The organism is Streptomyces collinus (assembly GCF_031348265.1).
Taxonomy (GTDB): domain Bacteria; phylum Actinomycetota; class Actinomycetes; order Streptomycetales; family Streptomycetaceae; genus Streptomyces; species Streptomyces collinus.
In genome coordinates, this window is record NZ_CP133771.1 from 1,918,304 (window position 1) to 1,939,113 (window position 20,810).

The 20,810-nt window shown below is 68.3% G+C and carries 16 protein-coding genes and 3 rRNA genes; 5 read left to right on the top strand and 14 right to left on the bottom strand.

All coding sequences use genetic code 11. From position 1 onward, the window contains the following. Nucleotides 1–116 precede the first annotated feature (116 nt). From recN to RFN52_RS08605, 4 genes are all read right to left on the bottom strand, one after another. A complete protein-coding gene (gene recN, locus RFN52_RS08590; protein ID WP_184853832.1) occupies nt 117–1,835 on the bottom strand; it encodes a DNA repair protein RecN in 1,719 nt (572 codons plus the stop codon). A 196-nt stretch (nt 1,836–2,031) separates the two neighbouring features. Next, on the bottom strand, nt 2,032–2,937 hold the full coding sequence (locus RFN52_RS08595) for an NAD kinase (protein ID WP_031112347.1): 906 nt from the start codon (nt 2,935–2,937) through the stop codon (nt 2,032–2,034). Further along, the gene (locus tag RFN52_RS08600; protein ID WP_184844581.1) at nt 2,934–3,749 is read right to left on the bottom strand and encodes a TlyA family RNA methyltransferase; all 816 of its coding nucleotides are present in this window, start codon (nt 3,747–3,749) and stop codon (nt 2,934–2,936) included. Before RFN52_RS08600 ends, RFN52_RS08595 begins: the two co-directional genes overlap by 4 nt. Before the next feature lie 7 nt (nt 3,750–3,756). After that, complete coding sequence (locus RFN52_RS08605) at nt 3,757–4,032, bottom strand: hypothetical protein (protein ID WP_184844584.1); 276 nt, start codon at nt 4,030–4,032, stop codon at nt 3,757–3,759. 42 nt (nt 4,033–4,074) lie between these two features. Here RFN52_RS08605 and RFN52_RS08610 point away from each other — a divergent pair, with 42 nt between their 5' ends. Next, nucleotides 4,075–4,422: a sterol-binding protein gene (locus tag RFN52_RS08610; protein ID WP_184844587.1), complete on the top strand. Its 348-nt coding sequence runs from the start codon at nt 4,075–4,077 to the stop codon at nt 4,420–4,422. Between the two features lie 37 nt (nt 4,423–4,459). On the opposite strand, the gene RFN52_RS08615 is transcribed toward RFN52_RS08610, so the two are convergent. The 4 genes from RFN52_RS08615 to RFN52_RS08630 all read right to left on the bottom strand — a co-directional run bounded on the left by RFN52_RS08615 (nt 4,460) and on the right by RFN52_RS08630 (nt 8,529). After that, nucleotides 4,460–5,332 (bottom strand): ABC transporter ATP-binding protein, encoded by an 873-nt coding sequence (locus tag RFN52_RS08615; RefSeq protein ID WP_184844590.1) that lies wholly within the window; start codon nt 5,330–5,332, stop codon nt 4,460–4,462. Next, entirely contained in the window at nt 5,329–6,369 is a 1,041-nt protein-coding gene (locus RFN52_RS08620; RefSeq protein WP_184844593.1) for a FecCD family ABC transporter permease, read from the bottom strand. Before RFN52_RS08620 ends, RFN52_RS08615 begins: the two co-directional genes overlap by 4 nt. Continuing rightward, the gene (locus RFN52_RS08625) at nt 6,366–7,409 is read right to left on the bottom strand and encodes a FecCD family ABC transporter permease (protein ID WP_184844596.1); all 1,044 of its coding nucleotides are present in this window, start codon (nt 7,407–7,409) and stop codon (nt 6,366–6,368) included. Before RFN52_RS08625 ends, RFN52_RS08620 begins: the two co-directional genes overlap by 4 nt. An 88-nt stretch (nt 7,410–7,497) precedes the next feature. Further along, on the bottom strand, nt 7,498–8,529 hold the full coding sequence (locus tag RFN52_RS08630; RefSeq protein WP_184844599.1) for an HAD hydrolase-like protein: 1,032 nt from the start codon (nt 8,527–8,529) through the stop codon (nt 7,498–7,500). A 72-nt stretch (nt 8,530–8,601) separates the two neighbouring features. Between RFN52_RS08630 and RFN52_RS08635 the strand changes: the two genes are divergently transcribed. After that, nucleotides 8,602–9,894 (top strand): DUF1015 domain-containing protein, encoded by a 1,293-nt coding sequence (locus RFN52_RS08635; RefSeq protein ID WP_184844602.1) that lies wholly within the window; start codon nt 8,602–8,604, stop codon nt 9,892–9,894. 92 nt (nt 9,895–9,986) lie between these two features. Here the strand turns inward: RFN52_RS08635 and RFN52_RS08640 are convergent, their stop codons facing one another. The 6 genes from RFN52_RS08640 to RFN52_RS08665 form a co-directional block, all read right to left on the bottom strand. After that, a complete protein-coding gene (locus RFN52_RS08640; protein ID WP_184853833.1) occupies nt 9,987–10,778 on the bottom strand; it encodes a hypothetical protein in 792 nt (263 codons plus the stop codon). Continuing rightward, entirely contained in the window at nt 10,670–12,013 is a 1,344-nt protein-coding gene (locus RFN52_RS08645) for a beta strand repeat-containing protein (RefSeq protein WP_184854227.1), read from the bottom strand. Before RFN52_RS08645 ends, RFN52_RS08640 begins: the two co-directional genes overlap by 109 nt. Nucleotides 12,014–12,249: 236 nt before the next feature. After that, nucleotides 12,250–12,366: ribosomal RNA gene (gene rrf / locus RFN52_RS08650) — 5S ribosomal RNA — on the bottom strand. Nucleotides 12,367–12,457: 91 nt separating this feature from the next. Next, nucleotides 12,458–15,574: ribosomal RNA gene (locus tag RFN52_RS08655) — 23S ribosomal RNA — on the bottom strand. A 305-nt stretch (nt 15,575–15,879) separates the two neighbouring features. Continuing rightward, a 16S ribosomal RNA gene (locus RFN52_RS08660) occupies nt 15,880–17,405 on the bottom strand. Together the 16S, 23S and 5S rRNA genes form the textbook arrangement of a ribosomal RNA operon. A 525-nt stretch (nt 17,406–17,930) precedes the next feature. After that, complete coding sequence (locus RFN52_RS08665; protein WP_184844605.1) at nt 17,931–18,572, bottom strand: DNA-3-methyladenine glycosylase; 642 nt, start codon at nt 18,570–18,572, stop codon at nt 17,931–17,933. A gap of 144 nt (nt 18,573–18,716) precedes the next feature. Here RFN52_RS08665 and RFN52_RS08670 point away from each other — a divergent pair, with 144 nt between their 5' ends. From RFN52_RS08670 to RFN52_RS08680, 3 genes are all read left to right on the top strand, one after another. Next, on the top strand, nt 18,717–19,499 hold the full coding sequence (locus RFN52_RS08670; RefSeq protein WP_107458778.1) for a sporulation protein: 783 nt from the start codon (nt 18,717–18,719) through the stop codon (nt 19,497–19,499). A 40-nt stretch (nt 19,500–19,539) separates the two neighbouring features. After that, complete coding sequence (locus RFN52_RS08675) at nt 19,540–20,079, top strand: YbhB/YbcL family Raf kinase inhibitor-like protein (protein WP_184844608.1); 540 nt, start codon at nt 19,540–19,542, stop codon at nt 20,077–20,079. Nucleotides 20,080–20,287: 208 nt separating this feature from the next. Further along, nucleotides 20,288–20,794, top strand: a complete 507-nt coding sequence (locus tag RFN52_RS08680; RefSeq protein WP_033310994.1) for an HNH endonuclease — start codon at nt 20,288–20,290, stop codon at nt 20,792–20,794. The last annotated feature ends 16 nt before the right edge of the window (nt 20,795–20,810 follow it).

Here is a 20,810-nt window from a genome sequence, read left to right on the forward strand (position 1 = left end):
CCCTCCGCCGCGGCAGCGGGGGGCGGCAACGGAGGAATGCCCCGGGCCGTGTCACCCACACGAGTGAAATCGGGTGACCCGCCCTGCCTTGCCGCACCGCCGCCGGTGCGCCGGCCCTAGCCGTCCGCCCGGGCCGCCGCCAGCAGCTCCTCCGCGTGCGCCCGGGCCGTCTCGGAGTCCTCCTGCCCGGCGAGCATGCGGGACAGCTCCCGGACCCGGTCCTCGCCTTCGAGGACCTTGACGCCGGAGCGGGTCACCGACCCGTCGTTGGTCTTCTCGACCAGCAGCTGCCGGTCGGCGAAGGCGGCCACCTGGGGCAGATGCGTCACGACGACGACCTGCGCTGTCTTCGCCAGCCGTGCGAGCCGCCGGCCGATCTCGACCGCCGCCTTGCCGCCGACACCCGCGTCGACCTCATCGAAGAGATAGGTCGGCACCGGGTCCGTCCCCGCGAACACCACCTCCACGGCCAGCATCACGCGCGACAGTTCACCGCCCGACGCACCCTTGGCGATCGGCCGCGGCGGCGCCCCCGGGTGCGGGGCGAGCAGCAGCTCGACCTCGTCGGCGCCCGCGGGACCGTAGGCGACCGGACGGCCGCCGACCTCGACGCCCTCCGGGTCCTCGGTCTGCCGGATGTCGAAGGACACGCGCGCGTGCGGCATGGCGAGGGAGGCCAGCTCGGCTGTCACCGCGGCGGCGAAGCGCTCGGCGGCCTCCGTCCGGGCGTCCGTCAGCGCCTGCGCCAGCCCGCCCAGTTCGGACCGCAGCGCGTCCCGCTCGGCGGTCAGCTCCCCGATCCGCTCGTCGTCACCGTCGAGTTCGGTCAGCCGGGCGGCGCTCTGCTCGGCCCAGGCCAGCACGGTGGCGATGTCCTCGCCGTACTTGCGCGTCAGCCCCGTGAGCGCGGCCCGCCGCTCCTCGACGGCCGCCAGCCGCAGCGGATCGGCGTCCAGATCGTCGGCGTATCCCGCGAGGTCGCCGGCCGCGTCGCGCAGCAGGATCCCGATCTCACCGATGCGGTCGGCGAGCGCGGCCAGCGCCGGGTCGTGCGACCGTACGGCGTCCAGGGCCCGCTGCGCGCCCGCGACGAGCGTGCCCGCGTCGACGCCCTCGGGGTCCTCGGGGTTGCCCGCGAGGCCGGCGTGTGCGACCGCGGCGGCGGACGCCAGCGCCTCGGCGTGCCCGAGCCGCTCGGCCTCCTCGGCCAGCTCCACGTCCTCACCCGCGCGGGGTTCGACGGCCGCGATCTCGTCGAGCCCGAAGCGCAGCAGGTCGGCCTCCTGGGCCCGCTCACGGGCCCGGGTGGTGATCTCGTCGAGCTCGGCCGCGACGGCCCGCAGCCGCTTGTACGCCTCGCCGTACTTGGCCAGCGGCCCGGCGACCGCTTCGCCCGCGTACCGGTCGAGCGCCTGCCGCTGCCGGGACAGCTTGAGCAGCCCCTGCTGGTCGGTCTGCCCGTGCACGGCCACCAGCTCGTCGGCGAGCTCGGCGAGCACGCCCACGGGCACGCTGCGCCCGCCCAGGTGCGCCCGAGAGCGCCCCTCGGCGGAAACGGTACGGCTGATCAGCAGGGCCCCGTCGTCGAGCTCGGCCCCGGCCTCCTCGGCGCGTACGGCGACCGCGGCGTCCCGGGGGACGGTGATCCGCCCCTCCACGACGGCCTTCCCGGCCCCGATCCGCACGAGCGCCGGGTCGGCCCGCCCGCCCAGCAGCAACCCCAGGCTGGTGACCACCATGGTCTTGCCCGCACCCGTCTCACCGGTGACCGCGGTGAACCCGGGCGACAGCTCGACGACAGCATCGTCGATCACGCCCAGCGACCGTATCCGCATCTCCTCCAACACGGACACGACCTTACGAGGTCGGGGCGGCGAATTGCGACCGGCCCACTCTTGTCACCCACGAGTGTGGCTGCGCCCTCTTCTTGGGGGCGCGGGGCTGTATCAATCTGCGGCTCGCCGCGTGGGCACGAACAACCACAATCCACCCGCAGCCGACGACGAAAGCGGAACCACCCCCCACAAGCCGCTAGTGAGGAGCCCCCCGCCACCCGGAAACAGGCAGCGCGAACTTCGCCACCAAACGGTCCGTAAAGGACGCGTGGTGCAGCCGCGCCAGCCGCACCGGCACAGCACCCCGCCGGACCTCCACCCGCGCCCCGGGCGGCAACTCGACCGTCCGCCGCCCGTCACACCACAGCACACCCGGCGGAATGTGGGGCAGAACCTCCACAGCCAACACAGAATCCGGCGATGTCACGAGCGGCTTCGCGAACAGCGCGTGCGCGGAGATCGGCACCATCAGCAGCGCCTCGACCTCCGGCCACACCACCGGCCCTCCCGCGGAGAACGCGTACGCCGTCGACCCCGTGGGCGTCGCACACACGATCCCGTCGCAGCCGAACCCCGTCACCGGCCGCCCGTCGATCTCCAGGACGATCTCCAGCATCCGCTCGGCGGACACCTTCTGCACGGCCGCCTCGTTCAGCGCCCAGTCCGTGTGCACGATGTCCCCGTTGCGGTGCACGACGACGTCGACGGTCATCCGCTCCTCGACCTCGTACGCCTTGGTGACCACCCGGTCGACGACCTTGTCGAGGTCGTCCCGCTCGGCCTCCGCGAGGAACCCGACGCGCCCGAGGTTGACGCCGAGCATCGGCACACCCGACGCCCGCGCGAACTCGGCACCGCGCAGCAGCGTGCCGTCACCGCCCAGCACGATGAGCAGCTCACAGCCGTCGAGGCACTGCGGAGTGGCCTCCTTGACCAGCTCCACCTCGGCCGGCAGGGGCAGGTCGCGCGCCTCGGCCTCCAGGACGCGCACGCCCAGACCGGAGCGCAGCAGCCCCTTCACGACGAGCTCGGCACTGCGCACGGCCGCGGGCCGGCCCGTGTGGGCGAGCAGGAAAACAGTACGAGCTCGGTTCTCGGTCAACGCGGCCCCTCCGCCACTGCACGGTCTGCCTCGGCCGGGTCCAGTTCCGGTGCCCCGGACCGCAGCCACAGAAAGTATTCGACATTCCCCGACGGCCCGGGCAGCGGACTGGCCGTCACGCCCTTCACCCCGAGCCCCAGCCCCCAGGCCTTCTCGGCCACCCCCCGTACCGCCTCGGCCCGCAGCTGGGTGCTGCGCACCACTCCCCCGCTGCCGAGGCGTTCCTTGCCCACCTCGAACTGCGGCTTGACCATCATCACCAGGTCGGCGTCCGGTTTCACGCACCGCACCAAGGCGGGCAGGACCAGCCCGAGCGGGATGAAGGACAAATCCCCCACGACAAGATCCACTGGCTCCCCATCGATCGCTTCAAGCGTCAACTCGCGTACGTTCGTACGGTCCTTGACGGTGACGCGTTCATCCTTCTGGAGGGACCACGCGAGTTGTCCGTATCCGACGTCTACGGCGACGACGTGCGCGGCGCCCGCCCGCAGCAGGACGTCGGTGAAACCGCCGGTGGAGGCGCCCGCGTCGAGCGCCCTGCGCCCCTCCACGGCCAGCCCCCGCGGACCGAACACCGAGAGCGCCCCGGCCAGCTTGTGGCCGCCGCGCGAGACGTAGTCGGGGTCGTCGTCGTCCTGGGCCACCACGATCGCGGCCGCGGTCTCCACCTGCGTGGCGGGTTTGGCCGCGACGGTCTTGCCGACGGAGACCCGCCCCGCGGCGATCAGCTGCGCGGCGTGCTCGCGCGAGCGCGCGAGCTTCCGGCGGACCAGCTCCGCGTCCAGACGGCGTCGTGCGACTCCTGCCACGTTCGGTTCAGCTCCTAGGTCCAGGCGGCGTCGGGGGCACCGGAGGTCCCGGGCGGGCGTCGAGCGCGGTGAGCGCGTCGCGCAGCCCCCGGTGTACATCCTCGTACACCTCGACATGCCCGTCCGTGGCGAGGTGGTCCGCGTCGCCGAGCCGGTCCAGGGCCGCGTCCACACCGGCGTCGCCGGTCGGCGTGCGGGGCACGTTCAGGGGGGCCGGGGCGGCGGGATCGTGCACCGGCTCGCCCTCCGCCGCCGGCGGGGGCTCGGGAACTGCGTCGTCCATGCCACGACGCTACCGCGAACCGCTGCGGTACCGTCGGTCGCGATGGCCACGATCGAGGAGTGCCGCAGCGCACTCGACAAGCTCTCGGACAACATGCAGCGCGCCGAAGGGGACGTCCGCGACGCCGCGGCCCTGGACCGCTCGGTGAGCTGCCACATCACGGACCTCGACGTCACCTTCCTCGGCCGCATGCGGGGCGGGCGGATCGAGGTGCACGACACCGTGCCGGGGCCGCCGCCCGGCAAGGCCGAGATCAGACTCGCCATGACCGGCGACGACCTGGTCGCGCTGGTCGGCGGCGAGCTGAGCTTCGCCCAGGCCTGGGGCTCCGGCCGTGTGAAGCTGCACGCGGGCGTGCGGGACCTGCTCCAGCTCAGGAAGCTGCTGTAGCCGCGACAGCTCAGGAAGCCGCTGCGGCCGCGGCAGCTCAGGAGGCTTCCGCAGCCGTGGCCTTCCCGGCCCGGGCCTTGCGGGCCGCCGGCACGACCAGCGGCGTGCCCGTCTCGGGGTCGTCGATGACCTGGCAGCGCAGCCCGAAGACCTCCTCGACCAGTCCGGCCGTGACGATGTCCTTCGGCGCGCCCTCGGCGATGATCCGGCCCTCGCGCAGGGCGATGAGGTGGGTGGCGTAGCGGGCGGCGTGGTTCAGGTCGTGCAGCACGGCGACGAGCGTGCGCCCCTGCTCCTCGTGCAGCTCCGCGCACAGGTCCAGGACGTCGATCTGGTGCTGGATGTCCAGGAATGTCGTCGGCTCGTCGAGGAGGAGCAGCGGCGTCTGCTGGGCGAGCGCCATGGCGATCCACACGCGCTGGCGCTGGCCTCCCGAGAGTTCGTCGACGTAACGGTCGCCCAGTTCGGCGACGCCGGTCTGCCGCATGGACTCCTGGACGACGCGCTCGTCCTCGGCCGACCACTGGCGCAGGATGCCCTGGTGCGGGTAGCGGCCGCGGCCGACCAGGTCGGCGACCGTGATGCCGTCGGGCGCGATGGACGACTGGGGCAGCAGACCGAGGGTCCGCGCGACCTTCTTCGCGGGCATCGACTGGATGACCTGCCCGTCGAGCAGCACCCGGCCCTCGCTCGGCTTGAGCATCCGTGACAGCGCCCGCAGCAGCGTCGACTTGCCGCACGCGTTGGGGCCCACGATCACGGTGAAGGAGTTGTCGGGTATCTCCACCGACAACTGCTCCGCGATGACCCGCTGGTCGTAGGCGAGGGTGACGTTCTCGGCGGACAGGCGGTTCACGGTGCTCCCTTGGTTGTTCAGTCCGCTGGTGCTCTTCTCCACCCCGGTGCTCATATCCGGCCCGCCCTGCGCTCGCTGACCAGCAGCCACAGCAGGTAGACCCCGCCGAGCACGCCGGTGACCACGCCCACAGGCAGCTGTTCGGCGCCGAACGCCCGCTGCGAGACCCAGTCGGCGACGACCAGCAGGGCCGCGCCCATGCACAGCGAGGGCAGCAGGTTCGGCCCGGGCGAGCGGGTCAGACGCCGGGCCAGCTGCGGCGCGGTGAGCGCGACGAAGCTGACGGGACCGGCAGCGGCGGTGGCGGACGCGGTGAGCAGCACCGCCGCCACCATGAGCAGCAGCCGTACGCGCTCGACCCGCACGCCGAGGGCGTACGACACGTCGTCGCCCATCTCCATCATCCGCAGCCCGCGCGCGTTGACGAGGACGAGCGGCACCAGCACGGCGGTCAGCGCGAGCAGCGGCCACACCTGGTCCCAGTCCCGGCCGTCTAGGGACCCGGTCATCCACACGACCGCGCGGGCCGCGTCCACGATGTCGGACTTGGTGAGCAGGTAGCCGTTGACCGCCGTGACGATCGCGGAGACGCCGATACCGACCAGGACCAGCCGGTAGCCGTGCACACCCCGCTTCCAGGCGAGCACATAGATGGCGAGCCCGGTCACCAGGCCGCCCACCAGCGCCCCGGCCGCGACCTGGTTGGCGCTCCCGGAGCTCAGCACGATCACCACGAGCGCGCCGGCCGTCGCCCCCTGCCCGAGACCCAGCACGTCCGGACTGCCCAGCGGATTGCGGGAGATGGCCTGGAACAGGGCCCCGCCCAGTCCGAGCGAGGCGCCTACCAGCAGCCCGACGAGGACCCGCGGCAGCCGCAGCTCGTTGACGATGAACTCCTGACCCGGGTTGCCCTCGCCGACCAGCGTCCGCAGCACGTCGGCGGCCGGGATCGGGAAGTCGCCGGTGCCGATGAGCACGACACTCGCCGCGAGCGCCGCGACGAGCAGCAGGAGCACGACGGTGACGGCCCGTACGTCCAGGCGTATCGAGAGCCCGCCCGGCGTCCGCACGGCACGGTTGGTGGTCTTCACAGCTGCGCCGTCCTCCGCCGTCGTACGAGAAGGATGAACACCGGGCCGCCGAGGATCGCGGTGACGATGCCCACCTGGAGTTCCGAGGGCCGGGCCACGATCCGGCCGATGACATCGGCTCCGAGCAGCAGCACGGGCGACAGGATCGCCGCGTACGGCAGGATCCAGCGCAGGTCGGGCCCGGTGAAGGAGCGCACCACGTGCGGCACCATCAGCCCGACGAACACGATCGGCCCGCACGCGGCGGTCGCGGCCCCGCACAGCACGGTCGCGGCCAGCATCGACAGCGCCCGGGTGCGGTTGAGGTCGGCGCCGAGGGCCTTGGCGGTGTCGTCGCCCATGGCCATCGCGTTGAGCGGCCGGGCGAGCGCCAGCGCCAGGACCGTACCGGTCAGCAGGAACGGCAGGACCTGCGTGATGGTCGAGTCGGTGGCCGAGGCCAGCGAACCGACCGTCCAGAAGCGCATCTTGCCGAGCGCCGCCTCGTCCATGATCATCACGGCCTGGAGGTAGCCGTACAGCGCGGCGCTGATCGCTGTGCCGGCGAGCGCGAGCCGCACCGGCGTCGCCCCCCGGCTGCCGCCGAGGAACCACACCAGCGCCCCGACCGCGGCCGCGCCGAAGAACGCGAACCACACGTAGCCGCTGAGCGAGGTGACCCCGAAGTACGTGATGGCCGTGACGACCGCGGCGGAGGCACCGGCGTTGATGCCGAGCAGACCGGGGTCGGCCAGCGGGTTGCGCGTGAGAGCTTGCAGGACCGCCCCGGCCAGACCGAGCGCGGCGCCCGCGAGCAGCCCGAGCACCGTCCGCGACAGCCGCTCCGCCACCACGACGTCCCCATAGGTCCCCGAGTCCTCGAACAGGCCGTGCCAGACCTGACCGAGGGACAGCTCCTTCGCACCGATCGCGATACTCGCCAGCGCTACGAGCACCAGGATCGCGACGGCCAGGAGGAGCCCGAAGGCTCGCACCGCCCGTCGGGCCGGGGGCGCGGGGGCGGTCTCCGCGCGCTGTTCAGGGGGACTCTCAACCAACACGCAGGTTAGGTTAGCCTACCCTCGCATTCGAGCAAGATTCGGATTCCCGGCTCCGCCCCGGGTACCCGGCCCGGGCGCTGACAGACGCTCAGAGACCCAGCCGCGCCAGCGCCTTCTCCCCGTCCAGCTCGCAGCCACCCTCACCGGCCGCCGTCCACGCCACGGCGCACAACGCGCGCAGGCCGTCCAGAGCCTCACCCTCCCCGTCGAGCTCCAGCCGGTCCGCACCGGCCGTCGCCGTCCAGCCACCGCACCGGAATCCGCCCTCGCCCGCTTCGACGACCTCCGGCTGACGGCCGAGCATCCCGCGCAGATCCGCGTCCACATACGTCGGCCGGTGCTGCGGATGCGCGGCCAGCAGCTGCGCGCCGTCGGTGACGCCGGTCAGGACCAGCAGCGAGTCGACGTCCCCGTTGAACGCACCCTCGATGTCCGTGTCCAGCCGGTCCCCCACCACCAGCGGCCGCCGCGCGCCGGTCCGCAGGATCGTCTCCCGGTGCATCGGGGGCAGCGGCTTGCCCGCGACCTGCGGCTCGGCACCCGTGGCGATCCGGACGACCTCCACCGCGGCGCCGTTGCCCGGCGCGATCCCCCGCCCGCTCGGAATGGTCAGGTCGGTGTTGGACGCGAACCACGGCACGCCCCGGGCCACCGCGTAGGACGCCTCGGCGAACCGGCCCCACGGCAGATCGGGCCCGCCGAACCCCTGCACCACCGCCGCCGGATCGTCGTCCGCCGACTCCACCGGTACCAGCCCGCGTTCGCGCAGCGCGACCCGCAGCCCCTCACCGCCGATCACCAGCACCCGGGCGCCCTGCGGCACCTGCTCACTGATCAGCCGCGCGACCGCCTGCGCCGAGGTGATGACCTCCTCCGCGCCCGTCGGTATCCCCAGCTCCGTCAGATGCCCGGCCACTGTGTCCGGCGTCCGCAGCGCGTTGTTCGTGACGTACGCGAGCCGCATGCCGCCCTCCCTGGCCCGGGCCAGCGACTCGACCGCGTGCGCGATCGCGCTCCCGCCCGCGTACACGACGCCGTCCAGATCGAGCAGCGCCGTGTCGTACGCCTCGCTCAGGGCCTGCCCACTGCCCTCGGGCCTCGTCCTGACGCTCCGGCTCATCCCGCATCGCTCCTCGTTCGACGGCTTTCCCCCGATCATCCCCCATGCCACTGACACCCGTACGATGCCGGGATGAATACAGCAGGTCACTCGGAGGCAACGGCGCACCGAGGCCTGGAACTCACCCCGTTCCGAGGCCTTCGTTACGACCCCGACCGGGTCGGCAGCCTAGCCGCCGTCACATCTCCGCCGTACGACGTCGTGGTGCGCCCCGACGGCCTGCACCACCTCGAGGCCGCCGACCCGTACAACATCGTCCGACTGATCCTCCCCCAGGCCGCCACGCCCAGCGCCCGCAACGAACAGGCCGCCGACACCCTGCGCCGCTGGCTGTCCGAGGGCGTCCTGACCACCGACCCGGAACCGGGGCTCTACGTCTACGAGCAGCGGGACGGCGGCGGCATGCTGCAGCGCGGCATCATCGGCGCCCTGCGCGTGTCCGATCCCGCCGAGCAGGTGGTGCTGCCGCACGAGGACGTCATGCCGCACATCGTCGCCGACCGCGCCGACCTCATGCGCGCCACCTCGGCCAACCTCGAACCCCTCCTGCTCACCTACCGGGGCGACGAGGCGACGGCTGCCACGGCCGACCTGATCGAGCGCACCGCCGAACTGCCCCCGCTCCTCGCCACCACCACGGAGGACGGCTTCCACCACCGCCTGTGGTCGGTCACCTCTCCCGAGGACCTGGCCGCGGTCCAGACCGGCCTCGTCCGGCACCAGGCCCTCATCGCAGACGGCCACCACCGCTGGGCGACCTACCGCCGCCTCCGCACGGAGCACCCCTCGCCCAGCCCGTGGGACCACGGCCTGGTCCTCCTCGTCGACACGGCCCGGTACCCGCTCCGGGTCCGCGCGATCCACCGTCTGCTGCACGACCTGCCGGTCGGCGAGGCGGTGGCAGCCCTGAAGGGCCGTTTCCGCGTGCGCCGGCTCGAAGTACCCCTGCCCGAGGCCCTGGACGCCCTGGGCGGCGCGGCCCGCGCCGGCAACGCCTTCCTGCTGGCCGGCGACGGCGCTTTCCACCTCGTCGACGATCCGGACCCCGACCTGCTGGCCCGCACCATCCCCGCCGACCGCCCCGAGGCCTGGCGCACCCTGGACGCGACGGTCCTGCACGCCACGCTCCTCGAGCACGTCTGGCGCATCCCCGAGGACTCCCCCGCCCACATCGCCTACATCCACGACACGGCGGCCACGGTGGAGAAGGCGGAACGCGACGGCGGAACGGCCGTTCTGATGCACCCGGTCCGCGAGGAGGTCGTCCGCGACCTGGCCCGCCAGGGCGTGACGATGCCCCGCAAGTCGACGTCGTTCGGCCCGAAACCGGCCACGGGCCTGGTGCTGCGGGCCCTGGACCTCTGACAGGGCGAAGCCGGTGACGACATGACGAAGGGGCGGGACCCCGGGCCTCACGGCCGGGTTCCCGCCCCTCCTTCGACGGACGTCAGTGGACGTCAGTCCTTGTCGCCCTGGTCGGCGCCCTCGTCCTGGTCCTCGTCCTGGTCCTCGTCCTCGTGCTCGCTCGCCTCGGACGAAGCCGGAGCCTGGACCTCGTCGTCCTCGTCTTCGGCCATGGCGTCGACGAACTCCACGCCGTCCAGCTCGGCAAGCCGGTCCGAGGCGTCGGTGCTGCCGTCGCGGTCGGCCTCGACGGCCTTCGCGAACCACTCCCGCGCCTCGCTCTGCCGCTCGGCGGCGAGCAGCGCGTCGGCGTAGGCGTACCGCAGTCGCGCGGTCCACGGCTGCACGGAGTTCGCGGCCAGCTCCGGGCTCTGCAGCGTCACGATGGCCGCGTCCAGCTGCCCCATGTCCCGCCGCGCACCGGCCGCGACGAGCCGCATCTCGACCTGCCCGGCCTTGTCGAGCTTGTGCACCTCGGGCGCCCCGGCCATGTCCAGCGCCTTCTCCGGCCGCCCGAGCCCTCGCTCGCAGTCGGCCATGACGGGCCACAGGTCGATGTTCCCGGTCATCCGCTTGGCGGCCCGGAACTCGCCCAGCGCCTCGCCGTACTTCTGGTTGGCGTAGGCGGCGAACCCGGCGGCCTCCCGCACGGCGGCGACACGCGAGGCCAGCCGCAGCGCGACCCTGGAGTAGCCGTACGCGCCCTCGGGGTCCTCGTCGAGGAGCCGCGCGACCATCACCAGGTTCCTGGCGACGTCCTCCGCGAGCGTCTTGGGCAGGCTCTGCAGCTCCTGCCGTACGTCCTTGTCGATCTCGTCGCCGGTGACGTCCTCGGGGATCGGCAGCCGCTTGATGGGCTCCCTGTCCCGGTCCCGCTCCTCACGGAACCGGCCGGGGCCACGCCGGTCGTCCCGGCCGCGGAAGCCACCCCGGTCGCCGTCGCGCCGGTCACCGTCGCGCCGGTCACCGTCGCGCCGGAAGGCCGGACGGTCGCCACGGTCGTCCCGACGGGGCCCACGCCCGCCTCGGTCGTCACGGCCACGGAAACCACCGCGGTCGTCCCCACGACGGTCGTCGCGACGGTCGTCACGACGGAATTCGCCGCGGTCGCTGCGGGGGCCGTCCTCGCGACGGAATCCGGGACGCCCGCCCCGGCCGGCGTCGTCACGCCGGAAGCCGCCACGCTGCTCCCCGCGGTCGTCCCCGCGACGCTCGTCCCGGCGCTCGTCCCGGCCGCGGAAACCACCGCGGTCGTCACGCCGGAAGCCGCGGTCACCGTCCCTGGGGCGGTCTCGATCACCACCGCGGAACCCGCGGTCCCGGTCGTCACCACGGAAGCCACGGTCGCGGTTGTCGTCGCGACGGAAACCGCCACGGTCCCGGTCGTCGCGACGGGGGAACCCACCACGGTCGCCCTCGCGCCGCTCACCACGACGGTCGTCGCGTCGGTCGTCACGCCTGTCGTCCCGACGGTCATCCCGACGGTCGTCGCGCCGGAAGGCGGGGCGATCGCCGCGGTCGTCCCGGCGGAACCCACCACGGTCGCCCTCGCGCCGCTCACCACGACGGTCGTCGCGTCGGTCGTCACGCCTGTCGTCCCGACGGTCATCCCGACGGTCGTCGCGCCGGAAGGCGGGGCGATCGCCGCGGTCGTCCCGGCGGAACCCGCCACGGTCGCGGTCGTCCCTGCGCGGTCCGCGATCGCGGTCGTCACGCCGGCCGTATCCGCCACCACGGTTGTCGTCACGACGGAACCCGCCACGGTCCCGGTCGTCGCGGCGCTCACCGCGGTCGTCCCGGTCGTCGCGCCGGAAGGCGGGGCGATCGCCGCGGTCGTCCCGGCGGAACCCGCCACGGTCGCGGTCGTCCCTGCGCGGTCCGCGATCGCGGTCGTCACGCCGGCCGTATCCGCCACCACGGTTGTCGTCACGACGGAACCCGCCACGGTCCCGGTCGTCGCGGCGCTCACCGCGGTCGTCCCGGTCGTCGCGCCGGAAGGCGGGGCGATCGCCGCGGTCGTCCCGCCGGAACCCGCTACGGTCGTTGCCGCCTCGGTCGTTGTCGCGGCGGAAGCCCCCACGGTCTCCGCCGCGGCCCCCGCGCTGACCGCCGCGGTCGTTGCGGTCGCTCCGGTCCCCCTCCCGTCGCCGCTGGTCGCGCTCCGGTCGGTCCTCGGGAGAGTTGGTGGACATGGTGACTCCTGTCTTCGGTACCGCAAGTCATTCTCGCGCAGCCGGGTGCCCAGCGCGCAGTGCAAAAACAAAAAGGACCCTTGGTCCCAGCTGAACGCTGGGACCAAGGGTCCTTCCAAAGATTGTTCGGCGGCGTCCTACTCTCCCACAGGGTCCCCCCTGCAGTACCATCGGCGCTGTAAGGCTTAGCTTCCGGGTTCGGAATGTAACCGGGCGTTTCCCCTACGCTATAACCACCGAAACACTATGTGACTGTCGAACAAGCACACCAACCGTGACCATGCATGGGGCCGTTCGTGGTTTCAGAACTAACACAGTGGACGCGAGCAACTGAGGACAAGCCCTCGGCCTATTAGTACCGGTCAACTCCACACGTTACCGTGCTTCCATATCCGGCCTATCAACCCAGTCGTCTACTGGGAGCCTTACCCTCTCAAGGAGGTGGGAATACTCATCTCGAAGCAGGCTTCCCGCTTAGATGCTTTCAGCGGTTATCCCTCCCGAACGTAGCCAACCAGCCATGCCCTTGGCAGAACAACTGGCACACCAGAGGTTCGTCCGTCCCGGTCCTCTCGTACTAGGGACAGCCCTTCTCAATATTCCTACGCGCACAGCGGATAGGGACCGAACTGTCTCACGACGTTCTAAACCCAGCTCGCGTACCGCTTTAATGGGCGAACAGCCCAACCCTTGGGACCGACTCCAGCCCCAGGATGCGACGAGCCGACATCGAGGTGCCAAACCATCCCGTCGATATGGACTCTTGGGGAAGATCAGCCTGTTATCCCCGGGGTACCTTTTATCCGTTGAGCGACGGCGCTTCCACAAGCCACCGCCGGATCACTAGTCCCGACTTTCGTCCCTGCTCGACCCGTCGGTCTCACAGTCAAGCTCCCTTGTGCACTTACACTCAACACCTGATTGCCAACCAGGCTGAGGGAACCTTTGGGCGCCTCCGTTACTCTTTAGGAGGCAACCGCCCCAGTTAAACTACCCATCAGACACTGTCCCTGATCCGGATCACGGACCCAGGTTAGACATCCAGCACGACCAGACTGGTATTTCAACGACGACTCCCCCTGAACTGGCGTCCAGAGTTCACAGTCTCCCAGCTATCCTACACAAGCCGAACCGAACACCAATATCAAACTGTAGTAAAGGTCCCGGGGTCTTTCCGTCCTGCTGCGCGAAACGAGCATCTTTACTCGTAGTGCAATTTCACCGGGCCTATGGTTGAGACAGTCGAGAAGTCGTTTACGCCATTCGTGCAGGTCGGAACTTACCCGACAAGGAATTTCGCTACCTTAGGATGGTTATAGTTACCACCGCCGTTTACTGGCGCTTAAGTTCTCAGCTTCGCCCAGACGAATCTGAGCTAACCGGTCCCCTTAACGTTCCAGCACCGGGCAGGCGTCAGTCCGTATACATCGCCTTACGGCTTCGCACGGACCTGTGTTTTTAGTAAACAGTCGCTTCTCGCTGGTCTCTGCGGCCACCCCCAGCTCACCGAGTAAATCGGATCACCGAGTGTGGCCCCCCTTCTCCCGAAGTTACGGGGGCATTTTGCCGAGTTCCTTAACCATAGTTCACCCGAACGCCTCGGTATTCTCTACCTGACCACCTGAGTCGGTTTAGGGTACGGGCCGCCATGAAACTCGCTAGAGGCTTTTCTCGACAGCATAGGATCATCCACTTCACCACAATCGGCTCGGCATCAGGTCTCAGCCTTGTGTGACGGATTTGCCTATCACGGCCTACACCCTTACCCCGGGACAACCACCGCCCGGGATGGACTACCTTCCTGCGTCACCCCATCACTCACCTACTAACCGCTTGGTTCAGCGGCTCCACCACTCCCCTTTGCCCGAAGGCTCCAGGGCGGCTTCACGGCCTTAGCATCACGATGCTCGATGTTTGACGCTTCACAGCGGGTACCGGAATATCAACCGGTTATCCATCGACTACGCCTGTCGGCCTCGCCTTAGGTCCCGACTTACCCTGGGCAGATCAGCTTGACCCAGGAACCCTTAGTCAATCGGCGCACACGTTTCTCACGTGTGAATCGCTACTCATGCCTGCATTCTCACTCGTGAACCGTCCACAACTACCTTCCGGTGCTGCTTCACCCGGCACACGACGCTCCCCTACCCATCCACACAGGCGTTGGCCCTATTGTGTGAATGACACGACTTCGGCGGTACGCTTGAGCCCCGCTACATTGTCGGCGCGGAATCACTAGACCAGTGAGCTATTACGCACTCTTTCAAGGGTGGCTGCTTCTAAGCCAACCTCCTGGTTGTCTCTGCGACTCCACATCCTTTCCCACTTAGCGTACGCTTAGGGGCCTTAGTCGATGCTCTGGGCTGTTTCCCTCTCGACCATGGAGCTTATCCCCCACAGTCTCACTGCCGCGCTCTCACTTACCGGCATTCGGAGTTTGGCTAAGGTCAGTAACCCGGTAGGGCCCATCGCCTATCCAGTGCTCTACCTCCGGCAAGAAACACACGACGCTGCACCTAAATGCATTTCGGGGAGAACCAGCTATCACGGAGTTTGATTGGCCTTTCACCCCTAACCACAGGTCATCCCCCAGGTTTTCAACCCTGGTGGGTTCGGTCCTCCACGAAGTCTTACCTCCGCTTCAACCTGCCCATGGCTAGATCACTCCGCTTCGGGTCTTGAGCGTGCTACTGAAACGCCCTATTCGGACTCGCTTTCGCTACGGCTTCCCCACACGGGTTAACCTCGCAACACACCGCAAACTCGCAGGCTCATTCTTCAAAAGGCACGCAGTCACGAGATGGAAGCAAGCTTCCATCCGACGCTCCCACGGCTTGTAGGCACACGGTTTCAGGTACTATTTCACTCCCCTCCCGGGGTACTTTTCACCATTCCCTCACGGTACTATCCGCTATCGGTCACCAGGGAATATTTAGGCTTAGCGGGTGGTCCCGCCAGATTCACACGGGATTTCTCGGGCCCCGTGCTACTTGGGTGTCTCTCAAACGAGCCGCTGATGTTTCGACTACGGGGGTCTTACCCTCTACGCCGGACCTTTCGCATGTCCTTCGCCTACATCAACGGTTTCTGACTCGTCCCACGGCCGGCAGACCGTGGAAGAGAGATCCCACAACCCCGCATACGCAACCCCTGCCGGGTCTCACACGTATACGGTTTAGCCTCATCCGGTTTCGCTCGCCACTACTCCCGGAATCACGGTTGTTTTCTCTTCCTGCGGGTACTGAGATGTTTCACTTCCCCGCGTTCCCTCCACTTGCCCTATGTGTTCAGACAAGGGTGACAGCCCATGACGACTGCCGGGTTTCCCCATTCGGAAACCCCCGGATCAAAGCCTGGTTGACGACTCCCCGGGGACTATCGTGGCCTCCCACGTCCTTCATCGGTTCCTGGTGCCAAGGCATCCACCGTGCGCCCTTAAAAACTTGGCCACAGATGCTCGCGTCCACTGTGCAGTTCTCAAACAACGACCAGCCACCCGTCACACACCACTTCCGTGATGCTTTACCGGGGCCGGCGACTGAGGAAGTTCATTCCCTCAGACACCCAACAGCGTGCCCGACACACTCCCCGCTTCCCTCAACGTTCCACGCTCCGAAGAGCAGTACTAGAAGGAGAAGACGATCAAGTGTGCCGAGTAGTCAACGTTCCACCCATGAGCAACCAGCATCAGACATTCGCTGATGTACTGGCCTCTGACCTCACCCCGAAGGGATCGGTAAGAAGTGCTCCTTAGAAAGGAGGTGATCCAGCCGCACCTTCCGGTACGGCTACCTTGTTACGACTTCGTCCCAATCGCCAGTCCCACCTTCGACAGCTCCCTCCCACAAGGGGTTGGGCCACCGGCTTCGGGTGTTACCGACTTTCGTGACGTGACGGGCGGTGTGTACAAGGCCCGGGAACGTATTCACCGCAGCAATGCTGATCTGCGATTACTAGCGACTCCGACTTCATGGGGTCGAGTTGCAGACCCCAATCCGAACTGAGACCGGCTTTTTGAGATTCGCTCCACCTCGCGGTATCGCAGCTCATTGTACCGGCCATTGTAGCACGTGTGCAGCCCAAGACATAAGGGGCATGATGACTTGACGTCGTCCCCACCTTCCTCCGAGTTGACCCCGGCGGTCTCCCGTGAGTCCCCAGCACCACAAGGGCCTGCTGGCAACACGGGACAAGGGTTGCGCTCGTTGCGGGACTTAACCCAACATCTCACGACACGAGCTGACGACAGCCATGCACCACCTGTACACCGACCACAAGGGGGGCACTATCTCTAATGCTTTCCGGTGTATGTCAAGCCTTGGTAAGGTTCTTCGCGTTGCGTCGAATTAAGCCACATGCTCCGCCGCTTGTGCGGGCCCCCGTCAATTCCTTTGAGTTTTAGCCTTGCGGCCGTACTCCCCAGGCGGGGCACTTAATGCGTTAGCTGCGGCACGGACAACGTGGAATGTTGCCCACACCTAGTGCCCACCGTTTACGGCGTGGACTACCAGGGTATCTAATCCTGTTCGCTCCCCACGCTTTCGCTCCTCAGCGTCAGTATCGGCCCAGAGATCCGCCTTCGCCACCGGTGTTCCTCCTGATATCTGCGCATTTCACCGCTACACCAGGAATTCCGATCTCCCCTACCGAACTCTAGCCTGCCCGTATCGACTGCAGACCCGGGGTTAAGCCCCGGGCTTTCACAACCGACGTGACAAGCCGCCTACGAGCTCTTTACGCCCAATAATTCCGGACAACGCTCGCGCCCTACGTATTACCGCGGCTGCTGGCACGTAGTTAGCCGGCGCTTCTTCTGCAGGTACCGTCACTTTCGCTTCTTCCCTGCTGAAAGAGGTTTACAACCCGAAGGCCGTCATCCCTCACGCGGCGTCGCTGCATCAGGCTTTCGCCCATTGTGCAATATTCCCCACTGCTGCCTCCCGTAGGAGTCTGGGCCGTGTCTCAGTCCCAGTGTGGCCGGTCGCCCTCTCAGGCCGGCTACCCGTCGTCGCCTTGGTGAGCCACTACCTCACCAACAAGCTGATAGGCCGCGGGCTCATCCTGCACCGCCGGAGCTTTCGAACCATCTGGATGCCCAGACGGATCAGTATCCGGTATTAGACCCCGTTTCCAGGGCTTGTCCCAGAGTGCAGGGCAGATTGCCCACGTGTTACTCACCCGTTCGCCACTAATCCCCACCGAAGTGGTTCATCGTTCGACTTGCATGTGTTAAGCACGCCGCCAGCGTTCGTCCTGAGCCAGGATCAAACTCTCCGTGAATGTTTTCCCGTAATCGGGATGACACGCACGAGAGCGGAACAGTCAGGCGGAATAGGCCCGACCGTTCACAGCGTCCTCGCTGTGTTTTTTCAAAGGAACCTCGACCATCGGTTGTCCGATGGACGGGGTATCAACATATCTGGCGTTGACTTTTGGCACGCTGTTGAGTTCTCAAGGAACGGTCGCTTCCTTTGTACTCACCCTCTCGGGCTTTCCTCCGGGCGCTTCCCTTCGGTCTTGCGTTTCCGACTCTATCAGATCCTTTTCGATCCGATTCCCTGTCGGCGGGATTTGCCGTTCGGCCCCGGGCTTTCGCCTGTCGGCCTTTCGACATTCACTACGTTAGCCGATTCCCCGTCCAGCTCATAATCGAGTCTGCCGGCGCCGAATTCAGGCATGCGGGCACGCCGAATTCGCCCCTGCTGAGGGGAGTCGCTAGGTAGTGGTTTGGCCGCTTCCGGCTGCGGGCGATTGCCCTACCCGGTTCAGCGGCTCGGACTACATTACGCACCCCGGCAGGACGCGTCAACTTCGGCGGCGCCTCGGGACATGGGCTCGATAGGGGCTCACCGTGGGGTCGTTGGAGACCCAGTAGCGCCAGGGGTGCACGGCTCCGTCGCCGCCCACGCCGGTGCGGGGGCCGTTGAGTACCTGGTCGGAGGGGATGGGAGTGCCCGTCAGCATGCGAAGTGGGGTGTCCTGCGAGGTGCACGCGTCCGTGCCGTCGAGGGAGCGGTCCACGTTGAGGGCCGTGGCCAGGCGGGCCGGGCCTTTGGCCAGTTCCTTGTCGTTGCGGGCCGAGAGTCGACGGGTCCGGGCCAGTTCGGCGCCCTCGATGATCTCGCCGGCGCGGAGGAGGACCGCGCTCGCCTTGCCCTCGGGGCCGCAGACCAGGTTCATGCAGAACCACATGCCGTAGGTGAAGTAGACGTACACGTGACCGGGCGGACCGAACATCACGTCGTTGCGTGCCGTACGGCCGCGATAAGCGTGGGAGCCGGGGTCATCGGCGCCGTCGTAGGCCTCGACCTCGGTGAGGCGGAGGGCGATCGGACCGTCCGGGGTGCTGCGTACCAGGATGCGGCCCAGGAGGTCGGGGGCGACATCGAGGACGGGCCGGTCGAAGAACTCCCTGGACAAGGGCGTACGGTCGGGGGTCGCGATCATGGCGTCCGAGGGTACTGGAGACACGTGGTGTCGCGGGGTGGCCGTCGGGCACCGGCCTTGCAAGGGTGGGGCATGGAACCGGCCACGGCCGGATCGCGTATGTAGGGATCAAGGATCCACCCGTAGTGGGCGAGAGGGAGAGACATGGCGTTCAAGAAGCTGCTCGCGAGCCTGGGGGCCGGCGGGGCTTCGGTCGAGACGGTGCTGCACGAGGTCAACGTCGTCCCGGGCGGTGTCGTCCAGGGTGAGGTGCGGATCCAGGGCGGGTCCGTCAACCAGCAGATCGAGGGGCTCTCGGTCGGGCTGCAGGCCAAGGTCGAGGTGGAGAGCGGCGACCAGGAGTACAAGCAGGACATCGAGTTCACGAAGTCGCGGCTGGGCGGGGCGTTCGAGCTGCAGGCGAACGCCGTGCACGCGGTGCAGTTCGGTCTCGAGATCCCGTGGGAGACGCCGATCACGATGATCGACGGTCAGGCGCTCCGTGGCATGAACATCGGGGTGTCGACCGAGCTGGAGATCGCGCGTGCGGTGGACTCCGGTGACCTGGACCCGGTCAACGTGCACCCGCTGCCGGCGCAGAAGGCGATCCTCGACGCGTTCCTCCAGCTGGGCTTCCGGTTCAAGAACGCGGACATGGAGCGCGGTGTCATCCGGGGTACGCGGCAGAAGCTGCCGTTCTACCAGGAGATCGAGTTCTACCCGCCGCAGCAGTACCGGGGGCTGAACCAGGTCGAGCTGAGCTTCGTGGCCGATCAGCACACGATGGACGTGGTGCTGGAGATGGACAAGAAGCCGGGGCTGTTCAGCGAGGGCAGTGACACCTTCCGGTCGTTCCAGGTGGGTCTGAACGACTACCAGGGGACCGACTGGACCGCCTACCTCAACCAGTGGCTGTCCGAGGTCGGCAGCAAGCGCAACTGGTTCTAGGCTCGGGGGCGACTGCAAGAAACGATCAGGAGGTACCGAGGTGACCGAGCTCAAGCGGCGGCCGCTCCCCCACGACTTCCATCCGCCCGTTGCGTCGTTCACGGTGACGAGCGCGGACGTCGAGGAAGGTGCGACGCTCAAGGACGCTCAGGTCCAGGCGGCGGGCAACACCTCGCCGCAGCTGCGGTGGGAGGGGTTCCCGCCCGAGACCAAGAGCTTCGCCGTGACCTGCTACGACCCCGACGCTCCGACGGGCAGTGGGTTCTGGCACTGGGTGCTGTTCGACATCCCGGCGTCGGTGACCGAGCTGCCGGCCGGTGCGGGCAGCGGCAAGTTCGAGGGTCTGCCGGAGGGCGCGATCCACGCTCGGAACGACTACGGCGGCAAGGAGTTCGGCGGGGCCGCGCCGCCGCCCGGGGACGGGCCGCACCGGTATGTGTTCACGGTGTACGCCGTGGATGAGGAGAAGCTCGGTCCGGACGCGGACGCGTCGCCTGCCGTCGTCGGCTTCAACCTGAGGTTCCACACGATCGGGCGGGCCCAGCTGATCGGTGAGTACGAGGTGCCCGCCGAGGGCTGAGGAAGCCGCCTGCGATCCCGGCGTTCACGGAACGTTTGCCCGCTCCTGGTCTTGGAATTGATCAGGAGCGGGCATTTTTGTTGTCGGGGGTCGCGGGGGTCACCCCTCGTGGAGCAGCAGATATTGCGTTGTCCATCTCGGCGTGCCCGGCCAGAGTTGATCCCAGCCCGCCAGGGGGTGGGCCGGTGCACACGGGAGGTGGGCTGGTATGCGGGACACGCTGGTACTGAACGCGAGCTTCGAGCCGCTGTCGACGGTGACGTTGAATCGAGCCGTCGTTCTGGTGCTTCAGGACAAGGCCGTCGTCGAGCAGGCCCACCCCGAACTGCGGATGCGGGGAGCCGCGGTCGACATACCGGCGCCCCGTGTGATCAGGCTCTGCCAGTACGTACGGGTGCCGTTCCGAAGACGAGCGCCGTGGTCGAGGCGGGGTGTGCTGATCAGGGACCGGAACCGGTGCGCGTACTGCGGTCGGCGGGCGACGACCGTGGACCACGTGGTGCCGCGGTCGCAGGGGGGTCAGGACACGTGGCTGAACACCGTGGCCTCGTGTGCGCAGGACAATCACCGTAAGGCGAACCGGACTCCGGAGGAGGCGGGGATGCCGCTGCTGCGGCAGCCGTTCGAGCCGACTCCGGCGGACGCGATGCTGCTGGCGCTGGGGCAGGACGACTTCGACGCGCTGCCGGAGTGGCTGGCACAGCCCGCGGCCTAGAGCTGTCATACGGAGG

Excerpts from the sequence above, each read along its gene's own strand:
- recN (WP_184853832.1), bottom strand. The coding sequence starts at position 1,835 with ATGCGGATACGGTCGCTGGGCGTGATCGACGATGCTGTCGTCGAGCTG.
- RFN52_RS08605 (WP_184844584.1), bottom strand. The coding sequence starts at position 4,032 with ATGGACGACGCAGTTCCCGAGCCCCCGCCGGCGGCGGAGGGCGAGCCG.
- RFN52_RS08610 (WP_184844587.1), top strand. The coding sequence starts at position 4,075 with ATGGCCACGATCGAGGAGTGCCGCAGCGCACTCGACAAGCTCTCGGAC.
- RFN52_RS08615 (WP_184844590.1), bottom strand. The coding sequence starts at position 5,332 with ATGAGCACCGGGGTGGAGAAGAGCACCAGCGGACTGAACAACCAAGGG.
- RFN52_RS08630 (WP_184844599.1), bottom strand. The coding sequence starts at position 8,529 with ATGAGCCGGAGCGTCAGGACGAGGCCCGAGGGCAGTGGGCAGGCCCTG.
- RFN52_RS08635 (WP_184844602.1), top strand. The coding sequence starts at position 8,602 with ATGAATACAGCAGGTCACTCGGAGGCAACGGCGCACCGAGGCCTGGAA.
- RFN52_RS08665 (WP_184844605.1), bottom strand. The coding sequence starts at position 18,572 with ATGATCGCGACCCCCGACCGTACGCCCTTGTCCAGGGAGTTCTTCGAC.
- RFN52_RS08670 (WP_107458778.1), top strand. The coding sequence starts at position 18,717 with ATGGCGTTCAAGAAGCTGCTCGCGAGCCTGGGGGCCGGCGGGGCTTCG.
- RFN52_RS08680 (WP_033310994.1), top strand. The coding sequence starts at position 20,288 with ATGCGGGACACGCTGGTACTGAACGCGAGCTTCGAGCCGCTGTCGACG.